Origin of the sequence: Mycobacterium sp. UNC410CL29Cvi84 (assembly GCF_000686745.1) — a bacterium.
In the GTDB taxonomy this organism is placed as follows: Bacteria; Actinomycetota; Actinomycetes; order Mycobacteriales; family Mycobacteriaceae; genus Mycobacterium; species Mycobacterium mucogenicum_B.
Genome location: NZ_JMLM01000006.1, coordinates 396,541 through 419,011, shown reverse-complemented (window position 1 = coordinate 419,011; position 22,471 = coordinate 396,541). Strand labels below are relative to the sequence as shown.

General features: G+C 67.8%; 26 protein-coding genes and 1 tRNA gene. 9 read left to right on the top strand and 18 right to left on the bottom strand.

The genetic code is table 11. From position 1 onward, the window contains the following. Positions 1-8 precede the first annotated feature (8 nt). On the top strand, positions 9-452 hold the full coding sequence (locus BR47_RS0110330; protein WP_081831248.1) for a MarR family winged helix-turn-helix transcriptional regulator: 444 nt from the start codon (positions 9-11) through the stop codon (positions 450-452). 3 nt (positions 453-455) lie between these two features. Here BR47_RS0110330 and BR47_RS0110325 read toward each other — a convergent pair whose 3' ends face one another. Then, positions 456-956 (bottom strand): LppP/LprE family lipoprotein, encoded by a 501-nt coding sequence (locus BR47_RS0110325; protein WP_020102065.1) that lies wholly within the window; start codon positions 954-956, stop codon positions 456-458. 185 nt (positions 957-1,141) lie between these two features. Here BR47_RS0110325 and BR47_RS0110320 point away from each other — a divergent pair, with 185 nt between their 5' ends. The 3 genes from BR47_RS0110320 to BR47_RS0110310 all read left to right on the top strand — a co-directional run bounded on the left by BR47_RS0110320 (position 1,142) and on the right by BR47_RS0110310 (position 3,743). After that, a complete protein-coding gene (locus BR47_RS0110320; protein ID WP_029119445.1) occupies positions 1,142-2,749 on the top strand; it encodes a cellulase family glycosylhydrolase in 1,608 nt (535 codons plus the stop codon). An 85-nt stretch (positions 2,750-2,834) separates the two neighbouring features. Next, positions 2,835-3,233, top strand: coding sequence for a hypothetical protein (locus tag BR47_RS32030; protein WP_138158351.1), 399 nt, complete (start codon positions 2,835-2,837; stop codon positions 3,231-3,233). A gap of 33 nt (positions 3,234-3,266) precedes the next feature. Next, positions 3,267-3,743: a GNAT family N-acetyltransferase gene (locus BR47_RS0110310; protein WP_020102068.1), complete on the top strand. Its 477-nt coding sequence runs from the start codon at positions 3,267-3,269 to the stop codon at positions 3,741-3,743. A gap of 5 nt (positions 3,744-3,748) precedes the next feature. Here the strand turns inward: BR47_RS0110310 and BR47_RS0110305 are convergent, their stop codons facing one another. The 3 genes from BR47_RS0110305 to BR47_RS0110295 all read right to left on the bottom strand — a co-directional run bounded on the left by BR47_RS0110305 (position 3,749) and on the right by BR47_RS0110295 (position 5,244). Then, a complete protein-coding gene (locus BR47_RS0110305; protein WP_029119444.1) occupies positions 3,749-4,582 on the bottom strand; it encodes a PRC and DUF2382 domain-containing protein in 834 nt (277 codons plus the stop codon). 175 nt (positions 4,583-4,757) lie between these two features. After that, positions 4,758-4,988, bottom strand: a complete 231-nt coding sequence (locus tag BR47_RS30190) for a hypothetical protein (protein WP_036426998.1) — start codon at positions 4,986-4,988, stop codon at positions 4,758-4,760. Positions 4,989-5,171: 183 nt separating this feature from the next. Continuing rightward, a tRNA-Asn gene (locus tag BR47_RS0110295) sits at positions 5,172-5,244 on the bottom strand. A 158-nt stretch (positions 5,245-5,402) separates the two neighbouring features. On the opposite strand from BR47_RS0110295, the gene BR47_RS0110290 reads away from it, so the two are divergent. Continuing rightward, positions 5,403-5,645: a hypothetical protein gene (locus BR47_RS0110290; protein ID WP_020102071.1), complete on the top strand. Its 243-nt coding sequence runs from the start codon at positions 5,403-5,405 to the stop codon at positions 5,643-5,645. 38 nt (positions 5,646-5,683) lie between these two features. Here the strand turns inward: BR47_RS0110290 and BR47_RS0110285 are convergent, their stop codons facing one another. The 3 genes from BR47_RS0110285 to BR47_RS0110275 all read right to left on the bottom strand — a co-directional run bounded on the left by BR47_RS0110285 (position 5,684) and on the right by BR47_RS0110275 (position 9,225). Further along, the gene (locus BR47_RS0110285) at positions 5,684-5,962 is read right to left on the bottom strand and encodes a DUF7155 family protein (RefSeq protein WP_029119443.1); all 279 of its coding nucleotides are present in this window, start codon (positions 5,960-5,962) and stop codon (positions 5,684-5,686) included. 79 nt (positions 5,963-6,041) lie between these two features. Continuing rightward, positions 6,042-7,931 carry a DNA primase gene (gene dnaG, locus BR47_RS0110280; RefSeq protein ID WP_020102073.1) on the bottom strand — a complete coding sequence of 630 codons (1,890 nt, stop codon included), beginning with the start codon at positions 7,929-7,931 and terminating at the stop codon, positions 6,042-6,044. A 25-nt stretch (positions 7,932-7,956) separates the two neighbouring features. Beyond that, complete coding sequence (locus BR47_RS0110275) at positions 7,957-9,225, bottom strand: deoxyguanosinetriphosphate triphosphohydrolase (RefSeq protein ID WP_020102074.1); 1,269 nt, start codon at positions 9,223-9,225, stop codon at positions 7,957-7,959. Positions 9,226-9,288: 63 nt separating this feature from the next. Between BR47_RS0110275 and BR47_RS0110270 the strand changes: the two genes are divergently transcribed. Continuing rightward, complete coding sequence (locus BR47_RS0110270) at positions 9,289-11,247, top strand: TPM domain-containing protein (protein WP_029119442.1); 1,959 nt, start codon at positions 9,289-9,291, stop codon at positions 11,245-11,247. Positions 11,248-11,260: 13 nt separating this feature from the next. On the opposite strand, the gene BR47_RS0110265 is transcribed toward BR47_RS0110270, so the two are convergent. The 4 genes from BR47_RS0110265 to BR47_RS0110250 all read right to left on the bottom strand — a co-directional run bounded on the left by BR47_RS0110265 (position 11,261) and on the right by BR47_RS0110250 (position 14,668). Then, positions 11,261-12,100 carry an SDR family oxidoreductase gene (locus BR47_RS0110265; RefSeq protein WP_029119441.1) on the bottom strand — a complete coding sequence of 280 codons (840 nt, stop codon included), beginning with the start codon at positions 12,098-12,100 and terminating at the stop codon, positions 11,261-11,263. Between the two features lie 68 nt (positions 12,101-12,168). Next, on the bottom strand, positions 12,169-12,612 hold the full coding sequence (locus tag BR47_RS0110260; RefSeq protein ID WP_020102077.1) for a hypothetical protein: 444 nt from the start codon (positions 12,610-12,612) through the stop codon (positions 12,169-12,171). Continuing rightward, on the bottom strand, positions 12,609-13,115 hold the full coding sequence (locus tag BR47_RS30185) for an EspA/EspE family type VII secretion system effector (RefSeq protein ID WP_036426996.1): 507 nt from the start codon (positions 13,113-13,115) through the stop codon (positions 12,609-12,611). Before BR47_RS30185 ends, BR47_RS0110260 begins: the two co-directional genes overlap by 4 nt. Positions 13,116-13,282: 167 nt before the next feature. After that, complete coding sequence (locus BR47_RS0110250) at positions 13,283-14,668, bottom strand: glycine--tRNA ligase (RefSeq protein ID WP_020102079.1); 1,386 nt, start codon at positions 14,666-14,668, stop codon at positions 13,283-13,285. Positions 14,669-14,819: 151 nt separating this feature from the next. Here BR47_RS0110250 and BR47_RS0110245 point away from each other — a divergent pair, with 151 nt between their 5' ends. Beyond that, positions 14,820-15,176, top strand: a complete 357-nt coding sequence (locus BR47_RS0110245; protein WP_020102080.1) for an ArsR/SmtB family transcription factor — start codon at positions 14,820-14,822, stop codon at positions 15,174-15,176. Next, positions 15,173-15,568, top strand: a complete 396-nt coding sequence (locus tag BR47_RS0110240) for a Fur family transcriptional regulator (protein ID WP_020102081.1) — start codon at positions 15,173-15,175, stop codon at positions 15,566-15,568. The genes BR47_RS0110245 and BR47_RS0110240 overlap by 4 nt, the downstream gene beginning before the upstream one ends. A gap of 3 nt (positions 15,569-15,571) precedes the next feature. Here the strand turns inward: BR47_RS0110240 and BR47_RS0110235 are convergent, their stop codons facing one another. The 4 genes from BR47_RS0110235 to recO are packed head-to-tail and all read right to left on the bottom strand — an operon-like array spanning position 15,572 to position 18,071. Then, positions 15,572-15,976: an NUDIX hydrolase gene (locus BR47_RS0110235; RefSeq protein ID WP_020102082.1), complete on the bottom strand. Its 405-nt coding sequence runs from the start codon at positions 15,974-15,976 to the stop codon at positions 15,572-15,574. Positions 15,977-15,983: 7 nt separating this feature from the next. After that, positions 15,984-16,397 carry a hypothetical protein gene (locus tag BR47_RS0110230; protein WP_020102083.1) on the bottom strand — a complete coding sequence of 138 codons (414 nt, stop codon included), beginning with the start codon at positions 16,395-16,397 and terminating at the stop codon, positions 15,984-15,986. Next, positions 16,397-17,281, bottom strand: a complete 885-nt coding sequence (locus BR47_RS0110225; RefSeq protein WP_020102084.1) for a decaprenyl diphosphate synthase — start codon at positions 17,279-17,281, stop codon at positions 16,397-16,399. The genes BR47_RS0110230 and BR47_RS0110225 overlap by 1 nt, the downstream gene beginning before the upstream one ends. After that, positions 17,226-18,071, bottom strand: a complete 846-nt coding sequence (gene recO, locus BR47_RS0110220) for a DNA repair protein RecO (protein ID WP_020102085.1) — start codon at positions 18,069-18,071, stop codon at positions 17,226-17,228. Before recO ends, BR47_RS0110225 begins: the two co-directional genes overlap by 56 nt. An 81-nt stretch (positions 18,072-18,152) precedes the next feature. Here recO and BR47_RS30180 point away from each other — a divergent pair, with 81 nt between their 5' ends. Beyond that, entirely contained in the window at positions 18,153-19,574 is a 1,422-nt protein-coding gene (locus BR47_RS30180; protein WP_036426994.1) for an amidase, read from the top strand. Positions 19,575-19,678: 104 nt separating this feature from the next. Here BR47_RS30180 and era read toward each other — a convergent pair whose 3' ends face one another. Genes era through ybeY form a run of 3 tightly spaced genes read right to left on the bottom strand, consistent with a single transcriptional unit; the run spans position 19,679 to position 22,468 of the window. Further along, entirely contained in the window at positions 19,679-20,593 is a 915-nt protein-coding gene (gene era / locus BR47_RS0110210; protein ID WP_020102087.1) for a GTPase Era, read from the bottom strand. After that, positions 20,586-21,935, bottom strand: a complete 1,350-nt coding sequence (locus BR47_RS0110205; RefSeq protein ID WP_020102088.1) for a hemolysin family protein — start codon at positions 21,933-21,935, stop codon at positions 20,586-20,588. Before BR47_RS0110205 ends, era begins: the two co-directional genes overlap by 8 nt. After that, positions 21,932-22,468 carry an rRNA maturation RNase YbeY gene (gene ybeY / locus BR47_RS0110200; RefSeq protein WP_020102089.1) on the bottom strand — a complete coding sequence of 179 codons (537 nt, stop codon included), beginning with the start codon at positions 22,466-22,468 and terminating at the stop codon, positions 21,932-21,934. The genes BR47_RS0110205 and ybeY overlap by 4 nt, the downstream gene beginning before the upstream one ends. Positions 22,469-22,471 lie beyond the last annotated feature (3 nt).

Here is a 22,471-nt window from a genome sequence, read left to right as displayed (position 1 = left end):
ATGAAACCATGTGGAACATGACCGTTGCACCGGCGACCGAAACGACCCTCGCCTCGGATCTGCTCGCCGTCGTCGCACGCATCAACCGCCTGGCCAATCAGCGCGTCCGGCTCCCGCTGCCCTTCGCGCAGGCCCGCTTGCTCTCCACCATCGAAGCCGAGGGCCGCGCCCGCATCTCCGATCTCGCCGCGCTCGACCACTGCTCACAGCCCACGATGACGACCCAGGTCCGTCGCCTCGAGGACGCCGGACTGGTGTCCCGCACCGTCGACCCCGACGACGCCCGCGCCGTCCTCATCAGCATCACGCCGCAGGGCATCGCCACCCTGGCGCAGGTTCGCGCCGACCGCGGAAACGCCATCGACCCGTTCCTGGCGGAACTCGACAGCACCGACCGGGACACCCTGGCCGCCGCCGTCCAGATCATGCGCGGCCTGCTCGCCGCGCACTGACGCTCACGGCCCGGGAATCGGGTCCAGCGCCTTGAGCGCACCGCCGTCGACGGTGAACCGCACACTGCCGATACCGGTCGGCATCCCCGGCTGATCCTTGCCCTGCTGCCATTGGTATTGCACCGTCGCACTGTCCGGAGCGCTCGCGGTCACGGTGATGTACGGCCGCGCATTCGGCGTCGGGGTGCCGATCATCGTGTTCTTGTTGAAGAACACCACCTGCTGCAGGCTGTCGGGCGTCGAATTGTTCTGCCCGACCTGCACCCAGTACAACGCGCAGTTCGCGGTGTGGCCGCTGCTCATCTGAGTCCATTTGCCCGACGGCGGTGCCGGCAGCGCGTAGATGGCCGCGGTCACGACGTTCTGCGCCGGTCCGTCGGCGGGTGTGCACTTGTCGGCCTGAGGCACCGGGTCCGGGCCTTTCGGACTCCAGCCACATCCGGCGGTGAGCAGGGCAGAGGCCGCGAGCAGGACGAACGCCGAGGTGTAGCCGATGGACCGCATGCGGCCAGCCTACGGCCAAGCGCACCAAGCTTTTTGACAGCAACCTGGTTTGCCCACACTTTGCACGGGGCACCCAAACCTTGTGTTTGACGCCCGAGCGGGGTTAGCCGGGCGCGAAATCGATTGTGGTTAGGGGTAATTCGATGTGGCATAGACAGAAGCGAGGTCAACAGCAACGGCCGGTGATGAAGACCGGTGTGAAGGTGGCAATCTCGGCGGCATTGCCGGTCGGGGTTGCAGGCCTGATTTTTGCGAGCGTGGGCACCGGTCCCGGACCGGTGCCCTATTTGCTGTCCGCGGCGATCACCGAATCGAACACGACAGTGGGTTTCGCCGATTCGGACATCATCGGTATGTCGACTGCCGACATCAACAAGACACTCGACGAGATGCAGTCCCTCGGCGTGCAGAACGTGCGGATTCTGCTCCCGTGGAACAACATCGAGCCCGCACCGGGCTATTGGAACTGGAGCACCGTCGACACCCTGGTGAACGCTGCCGCCGAGCGCAACATGGGCATCCTCGGCGTGCTCAACGCGACGCCGGCGTGGGCGGTGCAGCCCGGTTATCCGGCCGTGGCCGCGCCGCCGGCCGACAACGCGCAGTACGCGCAATTCGTCAGCGCAGTGGCGGAGCGCTACGCCGGCAAGGTGTCGGCCTACGAGGTGTGGAACGAGCCCAACGCGGCGCCCTCCTGGTACCCGACACCCGATCCCGCGGCGTATACCAGGCTGTTGCAGGCGGCATATCCGGCGATCAAGGCCGCTGACCCGAACGCGACGGTGATCGGCGGCGTGGTCGGCTGGGTCACCGATACCCCTGGCCTGGCCATCAACGCGGCGTCATACGTCCAGGGCATGTACGACAACGGAGCCCAAGGGTATTTCGACGCGCTCTCGTTCCACCCGTACCAGTACCAGGTGCCCTTCGGGAACGGCACGCCGTACGGGCCGATGGCCCCGATCAACCAGCTCGCGACGATTCATCAGGAGATGGTCGCGGCCGGCGACGGCAGCAAGCAGATCTGGGCCACCGAGTACGGAGAGCCGACCTCGGTCGTCGACAACAACACGCAGGCGGCGTTCATCTCCAACTTCCTGAACTCGTGGAGCAGCATCAACTACACGGGGCCGATGTTCATCTACACCACCCGTGACCGGAACACCGGCAGCACCAGCGACCAGGACACTCTCGGTGTCTTCCAAACGGATTGGACGCCGAAGCCCGCCGCGAACGTCATCGCCCAATGGACGGCGACGCATCCGCAGAAGCCGATCGGTGCGCCGGACCCGACGACAGTCCCGAGTCCCACGGCAGCGATGACGACGCTCAGCGCCACCACCAATACGCTTGCCGGCCAGGCACTGTCGACGACGACGGACACAACCGCCAGTGGCACCACGGCAGCGGCGAAGACGACGGACACCACCGCACCCGCGGCCGACCCGGCGAACCTGCCCGTCACGGTCACCCCGGTGGCCACCACCGCACCCGCCCCGGCAACGTCGGCCACGGCCACTGAGGCGGCGTCGCCCGCCTCGGCCACACCCGTCACCGCGACACCCGTTACCGCGGCCGCTTCGACAGCACCCGCATCGAGCACGGCAACACCAAAGGCGTTGGCGCCCACAGCATCGACGACCACTGCCGACACCGCGGCGCCGGTAGCGTCCACGCAGGCAAAGCCGTCGCAACCGGCACCGAAGACGAAGTCGGCGCCCACTAACTCAGCCCCGAAGAACACCGGGCCGAGGAACACCGGACCGAAGACGGCCGCTTCGACCAACAAGTAGTCAGATCACCATCCGGGGCGGTGCACCTGCATCGCTCCGGATAGCTGTGCGTTTCGCGGCACTGTCGCGCGGGTAAGCAATGGCCATGTCGATCACGGTCGGTGGTGGACCACCTGAGTACGACGGTGATTTGCCCGGAGGCGTCGCCGGACTGTACGGCGGCGGCACGTGGCCGGCCGCGGGCAGCAAGGCGCAACGTCGCGTACTGGCCCTTGCCGTCGGCGTTCTGGTCGGACTTCAGCGGCGGCGATGGCAGGACGCGGCCGTCGAATTGATCGGGGTCGCCCACGACTCCGACATGTCGCCCTACGTACTGGCCGAGGCCCTGGTCGAACTGTCGGGCGGCCATTCACTGCGGCTGGCAGGCGGGTCCCGCCCCGACGCGATGCGAACCGCACTGAAGCATTGGGGCGACCTACTGACTCCCCCGGCGGACTCCGACGACGAACCGGCCCCCGGCTCGCAGCACGTCCTGGCTTGGTGAGGCCACCAGCCCGTCATTGCCTGTCACTACCCTGTGAACGTGACCACGACGCAAGACTTCTCACTACGGCCATGCCATGGACCCGCGGAATGGCCGGAGCTGGTACGCATTTGGCGTAGCGCGGTCGAAGCCACGCACCACTTCCTCACCGCCGACGACATCGACTTCTACGAACGGCGCCTTGCCGAGGAGTACCTGAAGATGGTCGACCTCACCGTCGCGGACTCCGACGGGGTGCCGGTGGGCTTCTCGGGTGTCGCCGGCGGGAACCTGGAGATGTTGTTCATCGACCACCGGCATCGTGGTCGGGGCGCGGGCTCGGTCCTGCTGGCCGATGCGCGGGCCAAGAACCCGGGCCTCCTGGTCGACGTCAACGAGCAGAATCCGCAAGCGGTCGGCTTCTACCACCGCCACGGCTTCGTCACCCTGAGCCGGTCGGAGACCGACGGCGACGGGCGACCGTTTCCGATCCTGCATCTGGGCCCCGCCCCGTCGACTCCGGTCGGCTGAGATGGTCAGCGCTGACGGCGGTGCACGCCTTCCGCGTTGATCTCTTCGCGGCGGACGTTCTCGGTGACCTGCTTGTTCTCGGTGACCTCGTCGACCGCCAGTCGAACCCGTTCGACAGGAACCGATTCCTTGCTCACGACGACCTTGTCCTCGTGCAGTGTCACTTCGCGTTGGTCATCGGCGAGTCCGGTGTCACGGGCCTGCGCCGGGTCGGTGATGGCGGCACGCTCCACGCGCACCTCCTCGTGAGTGACGGGCACCTGGACCGTCTGTTGCTCGGTCACCACATGCTTGTTGAGGCGGGCCGTGCCTGACGCCGTGCGCTCGGTGCCCACATCGAGACGCTCCTCCGAGCGGACCATCTCCGGCCCGGTATGCGTTGTCGTCGGGTTGGTCTGGGCCGTCGTGTTCGCCGAGGTACCGCCGATCCCGCCGAGGGCCGGTGCCGCGCCGCGCAGGTGCTTGCCACCATTGGACGGCGGGGACTCGGGCTCGGGCTCCTGCGCCGGCTGCGGGGTCGTGGGCCGATCGGACCGCATCCCGTAGTACTGCATCAGGGTGGCTTCGTCCGCCGGGCTGATCCGGTCACCGATGTCCACGTGCGGGGCGTTCTTGACGGCGCTCTTCGCCACGGCCAGCCGTACCGAATCGTCGCCGTCGGGCCGGGCACCGGCCAGCGGAACCAGCGACTCCGAAATACCGAAGAGGCCGGTGTGAACCGACGCCCACTTGGGCTGCCTGCTCTGTGCGTCCAGATAGAGCTCGTGGATCTTGCCGATCTTCTCGCCAGACGGGTCGTACGCGGTCGCTCCCTTGATCTGTTCCAAAACGTTCGTCATAGATTCGCTCCCTTTCGTCCGTACTCCTATTTCCCATTGCGCCGCAGACCGATCAGGCCTGCGTGGGCGTGTTGACGGCGATCTCGGTCGAACTCGGTTGCCGCGCGCGGCAACGCCACACCGAAAAGGCGCTCAAACGCCTTTTTCTCGAGTGCTTTTGGGTTCTGCCGACGGCTCAGACGTGGTGGCCACGCAGGTGCGGGTGGTGCTCGCTGAGCAGCATGCCCGACAGCAACCACACGGCGCCGAACGTCGCAGCGGCCAATGACACGATCATCGCCACTGCGCCGAACGTCAGATATCCGGCCACCATCGCGACGGCTCCGACGACCAGGGCCACGAAACTCGTGGCGATGGTCACCAGGCCCGGCACCATGGCGCCGACCGAGGTACGCGATTCGTTCATGCATTGCGGGTACCCGTGAGCGTGGGCACCAAACTCTGGGCACGTACCGAGCGTGGGCCTTTTCGAGGTGACGCGCCGGAAAAATCACGTCAGGCCCCACGCTCGACGCAGGGTTCGAAGTCGAGGACGATGCAGCCGCCCCGGAATGCAAAATGACCAGCACTTCCGTGCTGGTCACCGTTGCTCCCCCGATTGGACTCGAACCAATAACCGCCCGATTAACAGTCGGGAGCTCTGCCAATTGAGCTACAGGGGATTGTGCTCAGGCCCCGGGCGCGTGTCCCTGAACCGAGGCATGACTCTAGCGCATGACTGTGCGGATCTTTGAATCGGCTGGTAGCTGCCGGTCGGGCCAGACGCATCGGCGATCGTGAGGCAGGATGGAGCCAAGCACCGTCATCAGGGAGGGGTCCAGTGATCCGAGCCGTCGCCGTCATGGCCGTTGGCTATGTTCTGGGAGCCAAAGCAGGCCGTCGCCGTTACGAGCAGATCGCCGGCACATACCGCGCCATCACCGAGAGCCCGAAGACCAAGGCGGTGCTGGATGCCGGCCGGCGCAAGTTGGCCGACAAGGTGTCACCGGACCCGAACATGGTGCGGTTGACGGCGATCGACTCACAGACCGCAGTGCTGCATCCGGAGTCGATTCACGACTGACCCGACCGAAAATCGGGCGGTTATCGGTTCGAGAAGCCTCAGCCGAGCGGCTGGTTCCAGGTCTGGCCCGGCAGCAGCGGGCCGCTGCTGAGGCCGCCCTGCGGACCCCAGATGCCCCACGGCGTGCCCACGTTGACCGGCTGGCCATTGGAACGGCCCATGCAGTTGCCGTCTTCCTTGTTGCCGAACCAGGCCAGGCAGCCGCCGTCCGCCGTCTGTGACGACGGGGCACTGCTCAGCGCGACGACGACCGGGGCAGCCACTGCGGTGGCCACGAGCGCTGCTGCGGCGAAGAGCCGGGTTGCTCCGATGGTCATGATTGGCCTCTCCCCTGGGGTCGGTTCTGCCCCACCATATCGCGCACACCGCTTCCCCGCGTTACAGCAGACAAAAGCCTCAGCTGAGGTCGTCGCCGCTGGCCTGCTGCAGCAGGCTGCGCCGGTACTGCTCCATGGCGACGAGGTCGCCGAACAGCGCGTGGTACTCGTCGCTCTGCTCGACGGGCGACATGCGCTGCAGTTTCGACTTCAGCTCGGCGATCTCGCGGCCGACCCAGACCTCCTGCAGGCGGGCCAGGACGCTCGCGATGTACCGCGGCAGCTTGTCGTCTTCGGCCTGGAAGGCCTCGACAGACAGTTCGTTGATCAGGTTCGCGGCGGCCGGCTCGACCGTCCGGACCGCCTCGATCCAGTCCGCACCACCGAGGCCGGATGATGTCCCGCCTGCCGTGGTGATCGCCTGCCGGACGGCGGCGTACCCGGGATGGGTGAAGCTGTCGACCGGCAGCCCGTCGAACACCGGGCCGGCCATCGCCGGGTACTGCAGCGCCGACTTGAGTGCCTCGCGCTGCGGCCACAGCGTCGGGTCTTTCGGATTCGGGCGTCCCACTGCCGCGGCCGGAGCCGCCGGTGCCGACGAGCGGCGGGCGTCGCGCTTCGACGTCGCGGGACCCGACTTGGCGGTCTCGCGCACGCGCGCGATCACCTGCGCCACGTCGTCCCAACCGACCCAGCCGGCGAGCTGACGGGCGTACTCGTCACGCAGGGTGGGGTCCTTGATCCGGGCCGTCAACGGCACACACCGGCGCAGCGCGGCGACGCGGCCCTCCGCGCTGTCCAGGTCGTGCTCTTCGAGCGCGGTGCGAATAACGAACTCGAACAACGGCGTTCGGCGCGCCACCAGGTCCCGCAGCGCGCCGTCGCCGGACTTGAGCCGCAGATCGCACGGGTCCATGCCGTCGGAGGCGACCGCGACGAACGACTGACCGGTCAGATTCTGTTCGCCCTCAAAGGCTTTCACGGCGGCGGCGCGTCCGGCAGCGTCACCGTCGAACACGTAGATCAGCTCGCCGCGAAAGAAGTTGTCGTCCATCATCAGTCGCCGCAGCATCGACAGGTGCTCGTCGCCGAAGGCCGTACCGCACGACGCGACCGCGGTGGTCACCCCGGACAGGTGCATGGCCATGACGTCGGTGTAACCCTCGACGACGACGGCCTGGTGGCCTTTGGCGATGTCACGCTTGGCCAGGTCGAGGCCGAACAGCACGTGTGATTTCTTGTACAACACCGTTTCCGGTGTGTTGACGTACTTGGCTTCCATGTGGTCGTCGTCGAACAGGCGACGGGCGCCGAACCCGATCACCTCACCCGTCGCGCCCCGGATGGGCCAGAGCAGCCGGCGGTGGAACCGGTCCATCGGACCGCGGCGGCCCTCGCGGGACAACCCGGCGGCCTCCAGCTCCTTGAACGTGAATCCCTTGCGCAGCAGGTGTTTTGTCAGGGTGTCCCAGCCCGACGGCGCGAATCCGCAGCCGAAGCGCTTGGCCGCGTCGGCGTCGAAGTTGCGGTCGATGAGGTACTGGCGGGCGGCGGCGGCCTCGGCCGACTGCAACGCCTCGGCGTAGAACTCCTGCGCGGCGGCGTTGGCGGCGAGCAGCCGGCTGCGGCTGCCCTTGTCGCGCTGCACGTTGGTGGTCGACGACCCCTCGTAGCTGATGGTGTAGTTCAGCCGATCGGCGAGCAGCTCCACGGCTTCGACGAAGGTGACGTGCTCGATCTTCTGCACGAACGCGTAGACGTCGCCGCCCTCGGCGCAGCCGAAGCAGTGGAACAGCCCATGGTTGGGCCGCACGTGGAACGACGGCGACTTCTCGTCGTGGAACGGGCACAGCCCTTTGAGCGAGTCGGCACCCGCGCGGCGCAGCTGCACGTGCTCGCCGACGATGTCCTCGATGCGGGTGCGTTCACGAATGGCCGCGATATCGCGATCAGGAATCCGGCCGGCCACGCGCCCAGTGTAGGCGGAGCTGGATTCAGTCCAGCGGCCGCGGCGAGCGCGCCTCGTGGACGCGTTCCAGCCGGGTCTCGGTGTACGACGCGATCTGGTCGACGACAACCCGCAGGCGGGCACCGTCGTCGTCGGCGAGGGCGAACTCGGCGGCGAACTGCGGGTCGAGACTCGCCGGGGCCTGACCCCACAGCGACAGCGCGACCTCGCGGACCATGGTGCGCTGGTCGGCCTGAATCTGCAGGTGCTGATGGTCGGACATGATGAACTGCAGGGCCAGCATCTTGAGCACCGCCACCTCCGCCCGGACCAGGGCCGGTACCGCGAGCTCGGCGTCGAAACGGCGCATCGTCGCGCGGCCCGCCTGCTTCTTGGTCTCGGTGACGGCGGCATTGGCGAACCGGCCGACCAGCTCACTGGTGAGCCGCTTGAGCGCCACCGACGTCGCGACCGAACCGTCGTACTTGCCGACGGCGGTGACGACGGGCAGCTGCGACAACCGCGCGGCGGCGGCCAGCATGTCGTCGTGCGTCACCGTCGGATGCGAGCGGGCACCGAGGCGGGCCAGGGTGTCGGCCGCGTCCGCGTCGGCGAGGACGCGCAGATCGATGCGGCCCGAGATGATGCCGTCCTCGACATCGTGTACGGAGTACGCGACATCGTCGGCCCAGTCCATGACCTGGGCCTCCAGGCACAGCCGCTCGGCGGGAGCGCCCTCGCGCACCCACGCCGCGGCGGCCGCGTCGTCGTCGTAGAAACCGAACTTCACACGGTCCTCGCGGAACCACGGGTACTTGATCACTGCGTCCAGCGCAGCCCGGGTCAGATTGAGGCCGGCCGAACGTCCTTCACTGTCAAGCATTTTCGGTTCGAGCCGGGTCAGGATGCGGAAGTTCTGGGCGTTCCCCTCGAACCCGCCGAACGGTTTGGCGATCTCGTCGAGCGCACGTTCGCCGTTGTGGCCGTAGGGCGGGTGGCCGATGTCGTGGGCCAGACCGGCGAGGTCGACCAGGTCGGGATCACAGCCCAGCCCCACGGCCATGTGGCGCCCGATCTGGGCCACTTCGAGCGAGTGGGTGAGCCGGGTGCGCGGGGTCTCACCCTGGCGGGGCCCGACGACCTGGGTCTTGTCGGCGAGTCGGCGGAGCGCGGCGCTGTGCAGCACGCGGGCCCGGTCACGCGCGAAATCCGTGCGGTGGCCGGAATCGGTGCCGGGCAGCGTGGCGCTCTTCGTGCCCTCCCCGACCAGCCGCTGCCGGTCGAAGTCGCTGTATCCGTCGCTTGCAATGCCCACGGCCGAAGTCTGCCAGCCCGGTCGCGTCCGCTTACCACATACCCTGTCACTACATTGAGCGGCATGCGCATCGTGCGAGTGCTCTGGCTGATGATTTCGGTCCTGTTGGTGGGGACGCTGCTGGCACCGGTCGCGTGCGCCGAACCACCCATGCGGCTGCCGGACTACGTCACCGACGAGGCCGGTGCGCTGAATGGGCAACAACGCAGCGACGTCACCGCCGCGGTGCAACAGCTGTACGACAAGCGCGGAACCCGGCTGTGGGTCGTCTATGTCGACACCTTCTCCGAGTCCAGTCCCCGCGACTGGGCCGAAAGCACCTGGCGCAAAAGCTTTCTGGGGAATCACGATGCCATCCTTGCCGTGGCGATCAAGGATCGTGCCTACGCGCTCCTGGTGCCTGAGGCCGCGACAGGCGATGTGGACGTCGACCGCCTGCGCCAGGATGTCGTCGAAGCCAAGCTGCACGACGGCGACTGGGCGGGCGCGGCCGTCGCTGCCGCAGACGGGCTCCGGGGGGCGTCGACTGCGCCGTTCAACTGGGTCGGACTGGTGATCACGCTTGCGGTCGTCGGCGTCGCGTTCGCCGGACTCATCTGGTGGGCCCGGAGTCGTCGCCGGAAGCGCAGGCAGGCCGACCTCAACGCCGCGCAACAGGCTGACGCCACCGATCCCGCAGTCCTCGCGAAGATGTCTCCGGAAACGTTGGAGGACCTGTCCAAGTCGATCCTCGTCGAGGTCGACAACGCCGTGCGTACCAGCGACAACGAGCTGGCCCTGGCCGTCGGCGAGTTCGGCGAGCGCGACACCGCGCCATTCATCACTGCGCTACAGAATGCGAAAGCCGCCATGGCACAGGCGTTCAGCGTGCGCCAGACGCTCGACGACGCCGTGCCCGAAACTCCGCAGCAACGCCGCGACCTGCTGACCCAGGTGATCGTCTCGGCAGCCCGCGCCGACAAGGAACTCGAGGACCGGCGCACCGCGTTCCATCAGATGCGCGACCTGGTCATCAACGCGCCGACCCGACTGGACGCGCTGACCCAGCAGATGGTCGCCCTGACCGCACGCATCGAGCCGGCACAGAAGACGCTGACCGGGCTGCACGGCCAGTTCACCGAGACCGCGCTGGCGTCGGTGGCCGGCAATGTGGACGGCGCCAAAGAGCGCCTGGCGTTCGCCGATCAGAACATCACCGCCGCGCGCGGGTTGGTCAGCAAGCCGGGCGACAGTCAGGCCGCCCTGGTCAATGCCATCCGCGCCGCAGAATCCGCAGTGGGCCAGGCGCAACGGCTGCTCGATTCGGTCGACAGTGCGGCGACCGATATCGCCCATGCGATCAGCGCCCTGCCCGCCGCGATCACCGACATCCAGAACGGCATCGCGGCCGCCGAGGCGATACCGCCCGGCGCGCGCTACACCGAGCTGACGGCCGCGCGTACCGCTGCGGTACAAGCGGTTTCGAACGCGCAGGCGTCGGGCGCGGCCGACCCGCTGACCGCCTTCACCCAACTGACCGCCGCCGACTCGCAGCTCGACAAGATCCTCGCGACCATCTCGGAGGAAACCGCTGCCCTGAACCGGCTCCGGCAGTCATACGGTCAGGCACTGCTGGCGGCGCAGTCCCGGGTGCGCGGCGTCTCGGATTTCATCGACACCCGCCGGGGCAGCGTCGGCTCCGAAGCCCGCACCAGGCTGGCCGAGGCGCAGCGCCGCCTCGAAGCCGCACAGGCAGCACAGGCCACCGATCTGCCGGCGGCCATCGACCAGGCCAACGCCGCAGACACCCTGGCAGCGCAGGCCCAGAACCTGGCCGACAACGACGTCCGCGCCGCACGCCAGGCCTACGCCGGATCCGGTACGAGTACCGCAGGCGACATCGGCGGCATCATCATCGGCGGCATCTTGTCGGGCATGATCCGCGGCGGCGGCAGTGGCGGCGGCAGCCACGGGGGCGGTTGGAGTTCAACGAGTTTCGGCGGCTCCGGCGGCGGCTTCTCCGGCGGCGGCGGGCGGTTCTAGTCGCGGTGAGCGATCAGCCCGCCGCGGCGGCGAGGCGGGCCCGCTCGCGCATCGAGGCGACCACGCCACCGTCGTTCAGGATGTCGGTGCCCGTGAGGTAACCGGCCTTGTCGCTGGCGCAGAACGCGAACAGCTCGGCCATCTCCTCGGCCTTGCCCCAGCGCGGCACCGCGGCGTTCATCACCATCGCGCCGGCACCCGCGTCGGCCTCGAGCAGCCCCATCTCGGTGTCGACCGAGCCCGGTGACACCGAGACGATGCGCAGCCCCTTGGCGTTGAAACGCTCGGCCTGCGAACTGCTGTACCACTTCACGAAGTTCTTGCTCACGCCGTAGGCCATACCCGAGCGCAGTTCCTCGGGCGCGAATGCACAGGCCGCCACGATCTCGGCCAGGAACGCCGCCTCGTCGATGAGCGCCAGCGGGAACTTCGCCGTCGGGATGATCTCGTCGGGAATCAGGTGCGCCGCCATCGACGCCACGTTGACGATCGCCGCGCCCGCATTCGCCACACCATGGAAGGCCTCGTTGACGTTCACGGTGCCGACCGCGTTGGTGCGCGCGACGTAGTCCGCCGCCCCCATGCTCGGGCTGACACCGGCGGCGTGGATCACCGACGCGATCGGGCCGAGACCTGTTGCGGTGGTGAACAACTGGTCCACTGCGGCGCGATCGGTGACATCGGCGTTGATGATCGTCGCGGCTATGCCGAGGGCGGCCAATTCGGCCGCGGCTGCGTCGAGGCGGTCCTGACGGACATCGGCCAGCACCACCGTGTGGTCCCGCCCGACGATCTTGGCCGTCGCCAGTCCCATGCCGCCGGCACCGCCGGTGATCACCGAAACGCGCGTCATGACCGTCACGCTATACCGAAAGCACAACGGGATAGCCGACGGGTGCTGACGAACTGCTCAGCACCGGCTCAGGTGGTGAACAACGAGAGGTGGACGTACACCTCGTCGGGCCCGCGTTCGTCGACGACGACTTCGCGGTTGACCAGCTTGTGGTCCTTGGTGGTGACCTTGTCCTGCAGGAACAGCGGCTCGGGTGCACCGGACAACGCCGGTCCGGCGAGGCCCGTCATCGTTTTCGGAATGTCGGACGGCCGCGGCGGCGCCGGGAACTGGCCCAGGAATTCGCGCAACTGGCCGTCGGTGAGCCGCAACGCCACGCGATATCGGGTATCGCGGCCCGAGTCGGTGACAGTGGCGAGAACCTGGGCGCCTTGCGGCAGTGTCACATCACCGAATGCCGCCGCCGTCTCTGCGGAAACTGGCGCCTTCTGCTCTCGGTCCACCTCGGTGGCGCACGCGGAGAGCGCGCACACCATCAGGAACCCGGCCAGCGCGCCGAGGTACCACCTCATGGCTGCGCGCCGCGCCCGGCGAGTTCGTCGTAGCCCGAGCCGATCTCGCGGATCCGCGCGGCGATGGTGTTGAGGTCCGCATTCGACCGACTGAGGATTTCGGTGATGTCGGCAGTCCCCTTGGCCACCACCGGGAGCAGCGCCTGGTCCCCCGCCTCGGTGGGCGGAGCGCTGACGGCCGCGTCGAGCACCCACTGCCTGACGGAGTCGAGATCGCGGCGGCCTGCCGTCACCACGGCCGCGGACCGATCGACCTCGGCGCCGAGGCGCCGGTCGAGTTCGGCGAGCTTGCCGAGAGCCCGGGCGTGCTTCTGGTTACTGCCGTCGTACGCCTCGGCGGCGGTGCCCGTCCACTCCCCGCCGGGCGCCACCGCCTGGACCGTCCGCCGCAGTTCCTGGAACTGTGCGCTCATGTCGAAGTCAGCCCCGACGACCGGCGTGCCGGACCCGAACGCCGCGCGCGCGTCGTCCCACGTCGAAAGAAATGCGCCGAGTACTCCCACGCCGCCCCCTCTAATCCCCTTGGCTCACATCCTATTCGAGCCTGCGGCGGGTCCCCGGCGGCAAAATTTCCGCCGATGCGCACACACAACGTCAGGCTGAGGGCGTCGGTAAGCGGATATCCGCTCAACAGCGCTCTCAGCCTGACTTTGTGCTTGACAGTTGGCCGTCAGCAGCCCTTGAGGCGCACCGCGAGGTAGTCGCTGACGGCGTCGATGGCGACGCGCTCCTGCGTCATCGCGTCACGCTCGCGGATGGTCACGGCGTGGTCCTCGAGCGAGTCGAAGTCGACCGTGATGCAGTACGGCGTGCCGATCTCGTCCTGGCGACGGTAGCGGCGGCCGATCGCGCCGGCATCGTCGAACTCGACGTTCCAGTTCTTGCGCAGCTCGGCGGCCAGGTCGCGGGCCTTGGGCGACAGGTCGGCGTTGCGCGACAGCGGCAGCACCGCGGCCTTGACCGGCGCCAGGCGCGGGTCGAGCTTGAGCACCGTGCGCTTGTCGACGCCGCCCTTGGCGTTGGGCGCCTCGTCCTCGTGGTACGAGTCGACCAGGAACGCCATGAGCGAGCGGGTCAGGCCGGCTGCGGGCTCGATGACGTACGGCACGTAGCGGGTGTCGGTGCCCTGGTCGTAGAACGACAGGTCGACGCCCGAGTGCTCACCGTGGGTGCTGAGGTCGAAGTTGGTGCGGTTGGCGATGCCTTCGAGCTCACCCCACGGGTTGCCGGCGAAGCCGAACTTGTACTCGATGTCGGTGGTGCCGGCGCTGTAGTGCGACAGCTTCTCCAGCGGGTGCTCGTAGAGCCGCAGGTTCTCCGGGTTGATGCCCAGGTCGACGTACCACTGGAAGCGGGTGTCGATCCAGTACTTGTGCCACTCCGGCGCGGTCGAGGGCTCGACGAAGAACTCCATCTCCATCTGCTCGAACTCGCGGGTGCGGAAGATGAAGTTGCCCGGCGTGATCTCGTTGCGGAAGCTCTTGCCGATCTGGCCGATGCCGAACGGCGGCTTCTTGCGCGCGGTGGTCACCACGTTGGCGAAGTTCACGAAGATGCCCTGCGCCGTCTCCGGGCGCAGGTAGTGCATGCCTTCCTCGGACTCGATGGGGCCGAGGTAGGTCTTGAGCATCATGTTGAAGTCACGCGGCTCGGTCCACTGACCCTTGGTGCCACAGTCCGGACAGACGATCTCGTCCATCGGCACGGCATCGGGGTCATCCAGGCCCTTCTTCAGGGCGTAGGCCTCCTGCATGTGGTCCTGGCGGTGCCGCTTGTGGCAGTTCAGGCACTCGACCAGCGGGTCGTTGAACACCGCGACGTGGCCCGAGGCCACCCACACCTGGCGGGGCAGGATGATCGCGCTGTCGAGGCCGACGACGTCGTCGCGGGACGTGACGACGGACTTCCACCACTGGCGCTTGATGTTCTCCTTGAGCTCGACACCCAGTGGCCCGTAATCCCACGCAGACTTGGTGCCGCCGTAGATTTCGCCGGACTGGAAGACCAGACCACGGCGTTTGGCCAGGTTGGCAACGGTGTCGATGATGGACGCCACGATGTTCGAGCACTCCTCGAGTCAGCTGGGATGCAACCCGTCCAGCCTAAAGGCCCCGCTGATCGGCCAATGTCGCACCCATCCTTTGACATGCGTAAGCGCGCATGGAAAGCTAAATGAAAACTATTTCCAATAGCCGGGAGTTGCCGGGGTGCCACCCACCACTACGCATGACGAGCTCGACCACCAGCACAGCGGTGCGCCGTTTCCGTCGTCCCCGCCGCGGGAGACGCTCGACGCCGCCGGCGACCTGCTGCGCGCCCTCGCCGCCCCCATCCGCATCGCCATCGTGATGCAGCTGCGGGAATCGCAGCGCTGCGTGCACGAACTCGTCGACGCCCTCGGCGTCCCGCAGCCACTCGTCAGCCAGCACCTGCGCATCCTCAAGTCGGCCGGGGTCGTCGCCGGTGAGCGCGCCGGCCGCGAGGTGATGTACCGCCTGGTCGACCACCACCTCGCGCACATCGTCGTCGACGCCATCGCGCACGTCGAGGAGGAACGGTCATGAGCGCCCCCACGCGGTCCACCAAGCAGCGCACCGCGATCGCCGCGCTGCTCACCAACGTCGAAGAGTTCCGGTCCGCCCAGGAGCTGCACGACGAACTGCGCCGCCGCGGCGAGGGCATCGGCCTGACGACCGTCTACCGCACCCTGCAGTCGATGGCCGCGGCCGGACAGGTCGACAGCCTGCGCAACGACAGCGGCGAGGCGCTCTACCGGCGCTGCTCGCAGGCCCACCACCACCATCACCTCGTGTGCCGGCAGTGCGGCGCCACGGTCGAGGTGGCCGGTACCGAGGTCGAGGCCTGGGCCACCGAAACCGCTGCCGCCCATGGCTTTTCCGACGTCAGCCACACCATCGAGATTTTCGGGGTGTGCTCGGCCTGCGCCGCCGCCTGAGATTCAGGACTCGAGAGCCGGCCGGCTCCGCGCCCACTCCAGCACCGCTTCGGCCGTCAGCGGCGCCAATTCGATGTCGCCGGGTGCATCCGGATCGATCCAGGCCATCTCTTCGATCTCGGCGGCGATCTGCGGCACGCCGTCGAGCCGCACGAAGAACAGTTCGGCGTCGACCGTGTGCCCGGGTTCGTTGGCGGCAACCGCGGTGTGGTGACCCAACTCCCGCACGTCGGTGATGCCGACCCCGAGTTCCTCCCGGATCTCGCGGGCCAGCGCGTCGACCGGCGACTCCCCCGGTTCGAGCTTGCCGCCGGGTTGCATGAACGCCGTCGTCCCGCGCTTGCGGACCAGCAGCAGGCGCCCGTACTCATCGTCCACCACCGCGGCGACGATCCGGATGACGGTCATGAGGGTGTCACGACGTCAGGTCGGCCCGCACGTCGACACCGGTGGACAGCACCAGCATGACCAGGGTGGACAGGGCGTCGTCGCTGAGTCCAGCGGCCGGGAAGTTGTAGCGCAGCATCACGTCGCCGACCTTCTTGGCGCCATTGGACCGCGGATCACCGGCCCGCTCCACCAGCACCACCGAGCCGAGCATGGTGCGACCCGCGTGATCGGCCACGCGGTCCCGAACCTTGTTGTCCAGCTTGATATCCCACGCCAGTGGCTGCGTCAGCGAGACCAGGTCGAGGCCCTCACCGATGTTCACCACGCGCAGTGACGCCACCGTTCCGTCGTGTGCGACGGTGAGCGCGCCGTCGTTCTCTTCGACGATGGTGACCGAGTCGGCGAGCACCGACGCCAACCGCTGCAACAAGTCCGACATCAGGCCCTCCCGAACCGTCGGTTCCGGTTGACGTACTCCTCGCACGCGGCCCACAGGTCGCGGCGGTCGTAGTCCGGCCACAGCTTGTCCTGGAAGACGTACTCGGCGTACGCCGCCTGCCACAGCATGAAGTTGCTGGCGCGCTGCTCGCCCGAGGTGCGGATGAAAAGGTCCACGTCGGGGATGTCGGGGCGGTGCAAATGCTTGGCGACCGATGCCTCGGAGATGCGGCTCGGATTGATCTTGCCGGCGGCCGCCTCCTCGGCGAGTTGACGCGCCGCTTCGACGATCTCGGTGCGCCCACCGTAGTTCACGCAGTAGTTGACGGTGATGACGTCGTTGCCGACCGTCATCTGCTCGGCGATGTCGAACTCCTTGATGACGCTGCTCCACATGCGCGGCCGGGACCCGACCCACCGCATGTTGACGCCCATCGCGTTGAGGTTCTCCCGGCGGCGACGCACCACCTCACGGTTGAAGCCCATCAGGAACCGCACCTCTTCGGTGCTGCGCTTCCAGTTCTCGGTGGAGAACGCGTACACCGACAGGTGCTTGATGCCCAGTTCGATGGCTCCGCAGGTGATGTCGATCAGCACCGCCTCGCCCATCTTGTGACCCTCGGTACGTCCGAGCCCGCGCTGGGTGGCCCACCGGCCGTTGCCGTCCATGACGACGGCGACGTGGTTGGGTACCTGGTCGGCGGGAATCTGCGGTGCCACGGCCTTGGACGGGTGCTGCGGCGGCCGTGCGAAGCGGCCGTTGGAGTTCGGCGGGAGCTCCGGGAAGACCACGGGCCAGGTCGAAACGTCCGGGAAAATCGGATAGTCGTCAGGCGCCTGTGGCAGCTGTGGATAGCTGGTCTTGCGCGCCCGGTTGAGTGCCATGGGCAATATCCTGCCTGAGTAGGGTCACGCGTTGCTCAATGAGTGCGGTATCGGGACGGTAGACGCGCTCGACGAGGGGCAATGTCCGCAACTGACGCTCCAGATGCCACTGCAGATGCGCGGCCACCAGCCCGCTGGCCTGGCTCCGGTGCCCCGTCGGTGAGGCCTGCGCAAACTCCCAGTCGCCGTCGTGCAGCGCGGCCATCAGATCCAGCACACCTTGCGGCGGGGTGACCGAGCCCGACGGCCGGCAGTGCACGCACACGCTGCCGCCGGCCGCGACATGGAACGCCCGGTGCGGACCGGGTGCGGCGCAGCGCGCGCACTCGGTGATGGCCGGCGCCCAACCGGCGATCCCCATGGCGCGCAGCAGATAGGCGTCGAGCACCAGTTCACGGGGCCGGCTGCCGTCGGCGACGGCCCGCAACGCGCCGACGGTGAGCCGCTGCAGCGCCGGCATCGGGTTGCGTTCCTCACCCGCCAGCCGTTCGGCGGTCTCCAGGATGGCGCAGCCGCAGGTGTAGCGGCCGTAGTCGTTGACGATGTCGGCGGCGAACGCGTCGAGGGACACCACCTGGGTGACGATGTCGAGGTTGCGGCCGGGATGCAGCTGCACGTCGATGTGGGCGAACGGCTCCAGCCGCGAGCCGAACTTGCTGCGGGTCCGTCGCACGCCCTTGGCCACCGCGCGGACCAGCCCGTGGTCGCGGGTGAGCAGCGTGACGATCCGGTCGGCCTCGCCGAGCTTGTGCTGGCGCAGCACGACCGCTCGATCCCGGTACAACCGCATCGGGCGATTGTCCCATCGCGGACCGACAACTTCGGTTAGGCAGCGCCGGGCGAGTGCGCACCACTATCCTCATAAATCGTCATGGCCGAACGTTCCGCGCAGCCCCGATTCCCCACCCTGACCCAGCAGTTGTACCGGCTCGCGAGCGGCACGGTGACGTCAGAGCAGATCGTGCGGCAGTCGCTGGACGCGATCGCCGCCAGCCAGCTCGAGTTGAACGCCTTCCGGGTGGTCTTCACCGAACAGGCACTCGCCGACGCCGCCGAAGCAGACCGCAAACGCGCTGCCGGACAACACCTTCCGCTCCTTGGTGTACCCATCGCGATCAAGGACGACGTCGACGTCGCGGGCGTGCCGACCCGGTTCGGCACCGACGGCGACGTGCCCTCGGCGACCGCGGACGCCGAGGTGGTGCGCCGGCTGAAGGCGGCCGGCGCGGTGATCGTCGGCAAGACCAACACCTGCGAACTCGGCCAGTGGCCGTTCACCAGCGGGCCCGGTTTCGGGCACACCCGCAATCCCTGGTCGCGCGAGCACACCCCGGGCGGGTCGTCGGGCGGTAGCGCCGCGGCCGTCGCGGCCGGATTGGTCACCGCCGCAATCGGATCCGACGGTGCGGGCAGCGTCCGCATCCCCGCCGCATGGACCCATCTGGTCGGCATCAAGCCGCAGCGCGGACGCATCTCCACCTGGCCGCTGCCCGAGGCCTTCAACGGCATCACGGTCAACGGGGTGCTGGCCCGGACGGTCGCCGACGCGGCCCTGGTTCTCGACGCCGCCTCCGGCAACGTCGACGGTGATCTCCACAAACCGGCGCCCATCGCCGCGGCCGAGGCCGTCGGCCGGGCACCGGGTCCTTTGCGCGTCGCGTTGTCGACCAAGTTTCCGTTCACCCTGTTCCCCGCCCGGTTGCATCCGGAGATCCGGGCCGCGCTGAACACCGTTGCGGGACAACTCGAAGAACTCGGGCACACCGTCCGGCCGGACGATCCGGAGTACGGACTGCAGCTGTCCGTGGACTTCCTGGCCCGTTCCACGACGGGACTCGCCGAATGGCGCGACCGGGTGGGACCCGACGTGACCCTCGACCGCCGCACCCGGGCCAACATCCGGACGGGATGGCTGCTGTCGGAGCACGCGCTCCGCGAGGCACGGCGGCGCGAAGCCGCCCATCAGCGCCGCATCGGCTGGATTTTCAATCTCGTCGACGTCGTGCTGGCGCCGACCACCGCGCAGCCGCCACCGCTGATCGACGCCTTCGACCGGCTCGGCAGCACCGCCACCGACCGCGCCATCATCGCGGCGTGCCCGGTGTGCTGGCCGTGGAACGCGCTCGGCTGGCCGTCGATCAACGTCCCGGCCGGCTTCACCGCCGACGGGCTGCCCATCGGTGTGCAGCTGATGGGTCCCGAAGGCAGCGAGCCGCTGCTGATCTCCCTGGCCGCCAGTCTGGAGGCGATCAGCGGCTGGGCCACCAAGCAGCCCGACAACTGGTGGTCCTGACTCCTCGCGAGCAGACGTAAAACTGTCGATTTTCGCGTGAAAATGACAGTTTTACGTCTGCTCGCCAGCGGGAGGTGCCCCCAGCTCGCGAGGAGAACGGGATATTAAAAGCCGAGCTTGCCAAGCTGTTTCGGGTCGCGCTGCCAGTTCTTGGCGATCTTGACGCGCAGATTCAGATAGACCTTGGTGCCGAGCAGCTTCTCGATCTGGGTGCGCGCCGCGGTGCCGACCTCACGCAACCGGGAGCCGCCCTTGCCGATCACGATGCCCTTCTGGCTGTCGCGCTCGACGTAGATGATGGCGTGGATGTCGCACATCTCGCCCTGCTCGGGGGTGCGGCCTTCGCGCTCGGTGAACTCCTCGATGACCACCGCCAGTGAGTGCGGCAGCTCGTCGCGCACGCCTTCCAGCGCGGCTTCGCGGATGAGCTCGGCGATCAGCACTTCCTCGGGCTCATCGGTGAGTTCGCCATCCGGGTAGAACGCCGGGCCCGGCGGCAACTTGCTGGCCAGCACGTCGATCAGGACGTCGACCTGTTCACCCGCCACCGCGGACACCGGCACGATCTCGGACTTGCCCTCGGTGAGCTCACTGACCGCCAGCAACTGCGCGGCGACCTTGTCGCGCGGCACCTTGTCGGTCTTGGTGACGACCACCAGCAGCGTGGTTCGCGGCGCGACAGTGCGGATCTGCTGGTAGATCCAGCGGTCACCGGGCCCGATGGCCTCGTCCGCCGGGATGCACAGGCAGATGATGTCGACCTCGGAATAGGTGTCCTTGACCAGTTCGTTGAGCCGCTGGCCGAGCAGCGTGCGCGGCCGGTGCAGCCCGGGGGTGTCGACCAGGATGATCTGGAAGTCCTCGCGGTGCACGATGCCGCGGATGGTGTGCCGGGTGGTCTGCGGCCGATTCGACGTGATGGCGACCTTGGTGCCGACGAGCGCGTTGGTCAGCGTCGACTTGCCGGTGTTCGGCCGGCCGACCAAACAGACGAAGCCAGAACGGAATTCGTCACTCATCGGGTTCTCCTTCTGCTGCGGAATCCGCAGCCTCGGTACGTTGCGGCTCGACCGGGATCACCAGCACGGTGCCGATCCGGACCCGGCCGCGATGGTCGCGGCCGCCCTCGGCCCGCAACTGGAGGGTCGCCGGGTGCTGCGATCGATGCGACGGAAACGACACCCGAACCTCGGCGCCCGGCAGCGGCACGCGCCCCAGTTCGTGCGCCAGGAGCCCGCCGACGGTGTCGACGTCCAAGTCGCCGTCGACCTCGAAGCCGCACAGTTCGGCGAGGTCTTCCAGCGGTAGCCGGGCCGACACCCGAAACCGGTTGTCGCCCAGTTCTTCTACCGGCAGCACCTCGTCGGTGTCGTATTCGTCGGCGATCTCACCGACGATCTCCTCCAGCACGTCCTCGATCGACACCAGGCCGGCGATCGCGCCGTACTCGTCGACCAGCAGCGCCATGTGGTTGCGGGTGCGCTGCATCTCGTTGAGCAGGGCGTCGAGTGGTTTGGAGTCCGGCATGAACACCGCGGGACGCATCACGTCGGCCACCTTGGTCTCGCGGCCGCCGTTGGTGGAGTTGTAGGTCTGCTCCACAAGGTCTTTGAGATAGACGACGCCGACGACGTCGTCGACGTTCTCCCCGATCACCGGGATGCGGGAGTGTCCGCTGCGGACCGCCAGCGAGGTCGCCTGCCCGGCCGACTTGTCGCTCTCGATCCACACCATCTCGGTGCGGGGCACCATGACCTCGCGCGCCGGGGTGTCGCCGAGTTCGAAGACGGACTTGATCATTCGCCGCTCTTCGGCGGCCACGACGCCACGCTGCTGGGCGAGGTCGACGACCTCGAGCAGCTCGATTTCCGAGGCGAACGGTCCGTTGCGGAAGCCCCGGCCCGGGGTGAGGGCGTTACCGATGAGCACCAGCAGCCGGCTGATCGGGGTCAGCAGCACCGCGATCACCTGCAGCGGAAGGGCCGACAGCAGTGAGATGGAGTAGGCGTTCTGCCGCCCGACGGTGCGGGGGCCGACGCCGATGGCGACGAAGCTGACGACCACCATGATGGCCGCGGCGGACACCAGTGCCCACCCGCGCGTCATCAGCTCGTCGAGGTAGTCGACCAGCAGGACCGTCGCCGATGCCTCGCAGACAACCCGCAGCAGCACAACGAGATTGACGTACTGCGGCCGGTTCCGGACGATCTTCGCCAGCCGCACCGCACCGGGCCGCTCATCCCGGATCAGCTCGTCGACGCGCGCGATGGAGACGGTGTTGATGGCGGCATCGATCGCCGCGAAAACCCCGCCGATCACGACGAGCACTATGGCGCCGATCAACGGCGTCAACCCGGTCACGGTTCGTCGAAGTACCGCGACTTGTCAAGCAGCCGGCGGTCTTTCTCGGTCTGCCGATCCTTGTGGTAGGCGTGCACCTGGTCGGCGACCCACTCTTCGAGCAGCTGACGCTGCAGGTCGAACATCTCTTTTTCTTCGTCCGGCTCGGCGTGGTCATAGCCCAGCAGGTGCAGCACGCCGTGCACGGTCAGCAGCGCCAGCTCATGGCCCAGCGAATGTCCCGCGGCCTCAGCCTGATTCGCGGCGAACTCGGGACACAGCACGATGTCGCCGAGCATCGAGGGCCCCGGCTCGGGCGCATCCGGGCGGCCGCCGGGTTCGAGCTCGTCCATCGGGAAGCTCATCACATCCGTCGGACCCGGCAGGTCCATCCAGCGCATGTGCAGATCGGCCATCGCCGACTGGTCCACCAGCACCATCGAGAGTTCAGCGGCGGGGTTCACGTCCATCTTGGAGATGACGAACCGTGCCACGCTGATCAGCTCGTCTTCCGATACGTCGATCCCCGACTCGTTGGAAACCTCGACCGTCACTGC

Excerpts from the sequence above, each read along its gene's own strand:
- BR47_RS0110330 (WP_081831248.1), top strand. The coding sequence starts at position 9 with ATGTGGAACATGACCGTTGCACCGGCGACCGAAACGACCCTCGCCTCG.
- BR47_RS0110325 (WP_020102065.1), bottom strand. The coding sequence starts at position 956 with ATGCGGTCCATCGGCTACACCTCGGCGTTCGTCCTGCTCGCGGCCTCT.
- BR47_RS0110320 (WP_029119445.1), top strand. The coding sequence starts at position 1,142 with ATGAAGACCGGTGTGAAGGTGGCAATCTCGGCGGCATTGCCGGTCGGG.
- BR47_RS32030 (WP_138158351.1), top strand. The coding sequence starts at position 2,835 with ATGTCGATCACGGTCGGTGGTGGACCACCTGAGTACGACGGTGATTTG.
- BR47_RS0110305 (WP_029119444.1), bottom strand. The coding sequence starts at position 4,582 with ATGACGAACGTTTTGGAACAGATCAAGGGAGCGACCGCGTACGACCCG.
- BR47_RS30190 (WP_036426998.1), bottom strand. The coding sequence starts at position 4,988 with ATGAACGAATCGCGTACCTCGGTCGGCGCCATGGTGCCGGGCCTGGTG.
- BR47_RS0110285 (WP_029119443.1), bottom strand. The coding sequence starts at position 5,962 with ATGACCATCGGAGCAACCCGGCTCTTCGCCGCAGCAGCGCTCGTGGCC.
- BR47_RS0110270 (WP_029119442.1), top strand. The coding sequence starts at position 9,289 with ATGCGCATCGTGCGAGTGCTCTGGCTGATGATTTCGGTCCTGTTGGTG.
- BR47_RS0110265 (WP_029119441.1), bottom strand. The coding sequence starts at position 12,100 with ATGACGCGCGTTTCGGTGATCACCGGCGGTGCCGGCGGCATGGGACTG.
- BR47_RS0110260 (WP_020102077.1), bottom strand. The coding sequence starts at position 12,612 with ATGAGGTGGTACCTCGGCGCGCTGGCCGGGTTCCTGATGGTGTGCGCG.
- BR47_RS0110240 (WP_020102081.1), top strand. The coding sequence starts at position 15,173 with ATGAGCGCCCCCACGCGGTCCACCAAGCAGCGCACCGCGATCGCCGCG.
- BR47_RS0110235 (WP_020102082.1), bottom strand. The coding sequence starts at position 15,976 with ATGACCGTCATCCGGATCGTCGCCGCGGTGGTGGACGATGAGTACGGG.
- BR47_RS0110230 (WP_020102083.1), bottom strand. The coding sequence starts at position 16,397 with ATGTCGGACTTGTTGCAGCGGTTGGCGTCGGTGCTCGCCGACTCGGTC.
- BR47_RS0110225 (WP_020102084.1), bottom strand. The coding sequence starts at position 17,281 with ATGGCACTCAACCGGGCGCGCAAGACCAGCTATCCACAGCTGCCACAG.
- recO (WP_020102085.1), bottom strand. The coding sequence starts at position 18,071 with ATGCGGTTGTACCGGGATCGAGCGGTCGTGCTGCGCCAGCACAAGCTC.
- BR47_RS30180 (WP_036426994.1), top strand. The coding sequence starts at position 18,153 with ATGGCCGAACGTTCCGCGCAGCCCCGATTCCCCACCCTGACCCAGCAG.
- era (WP_020102087.1), bottom strand. The coding sequence starts at position 20,593 with ATGAGTGACGAATTCCGTTCTGGCTTCGTCTGTTTGGTCGGCCGGCCG.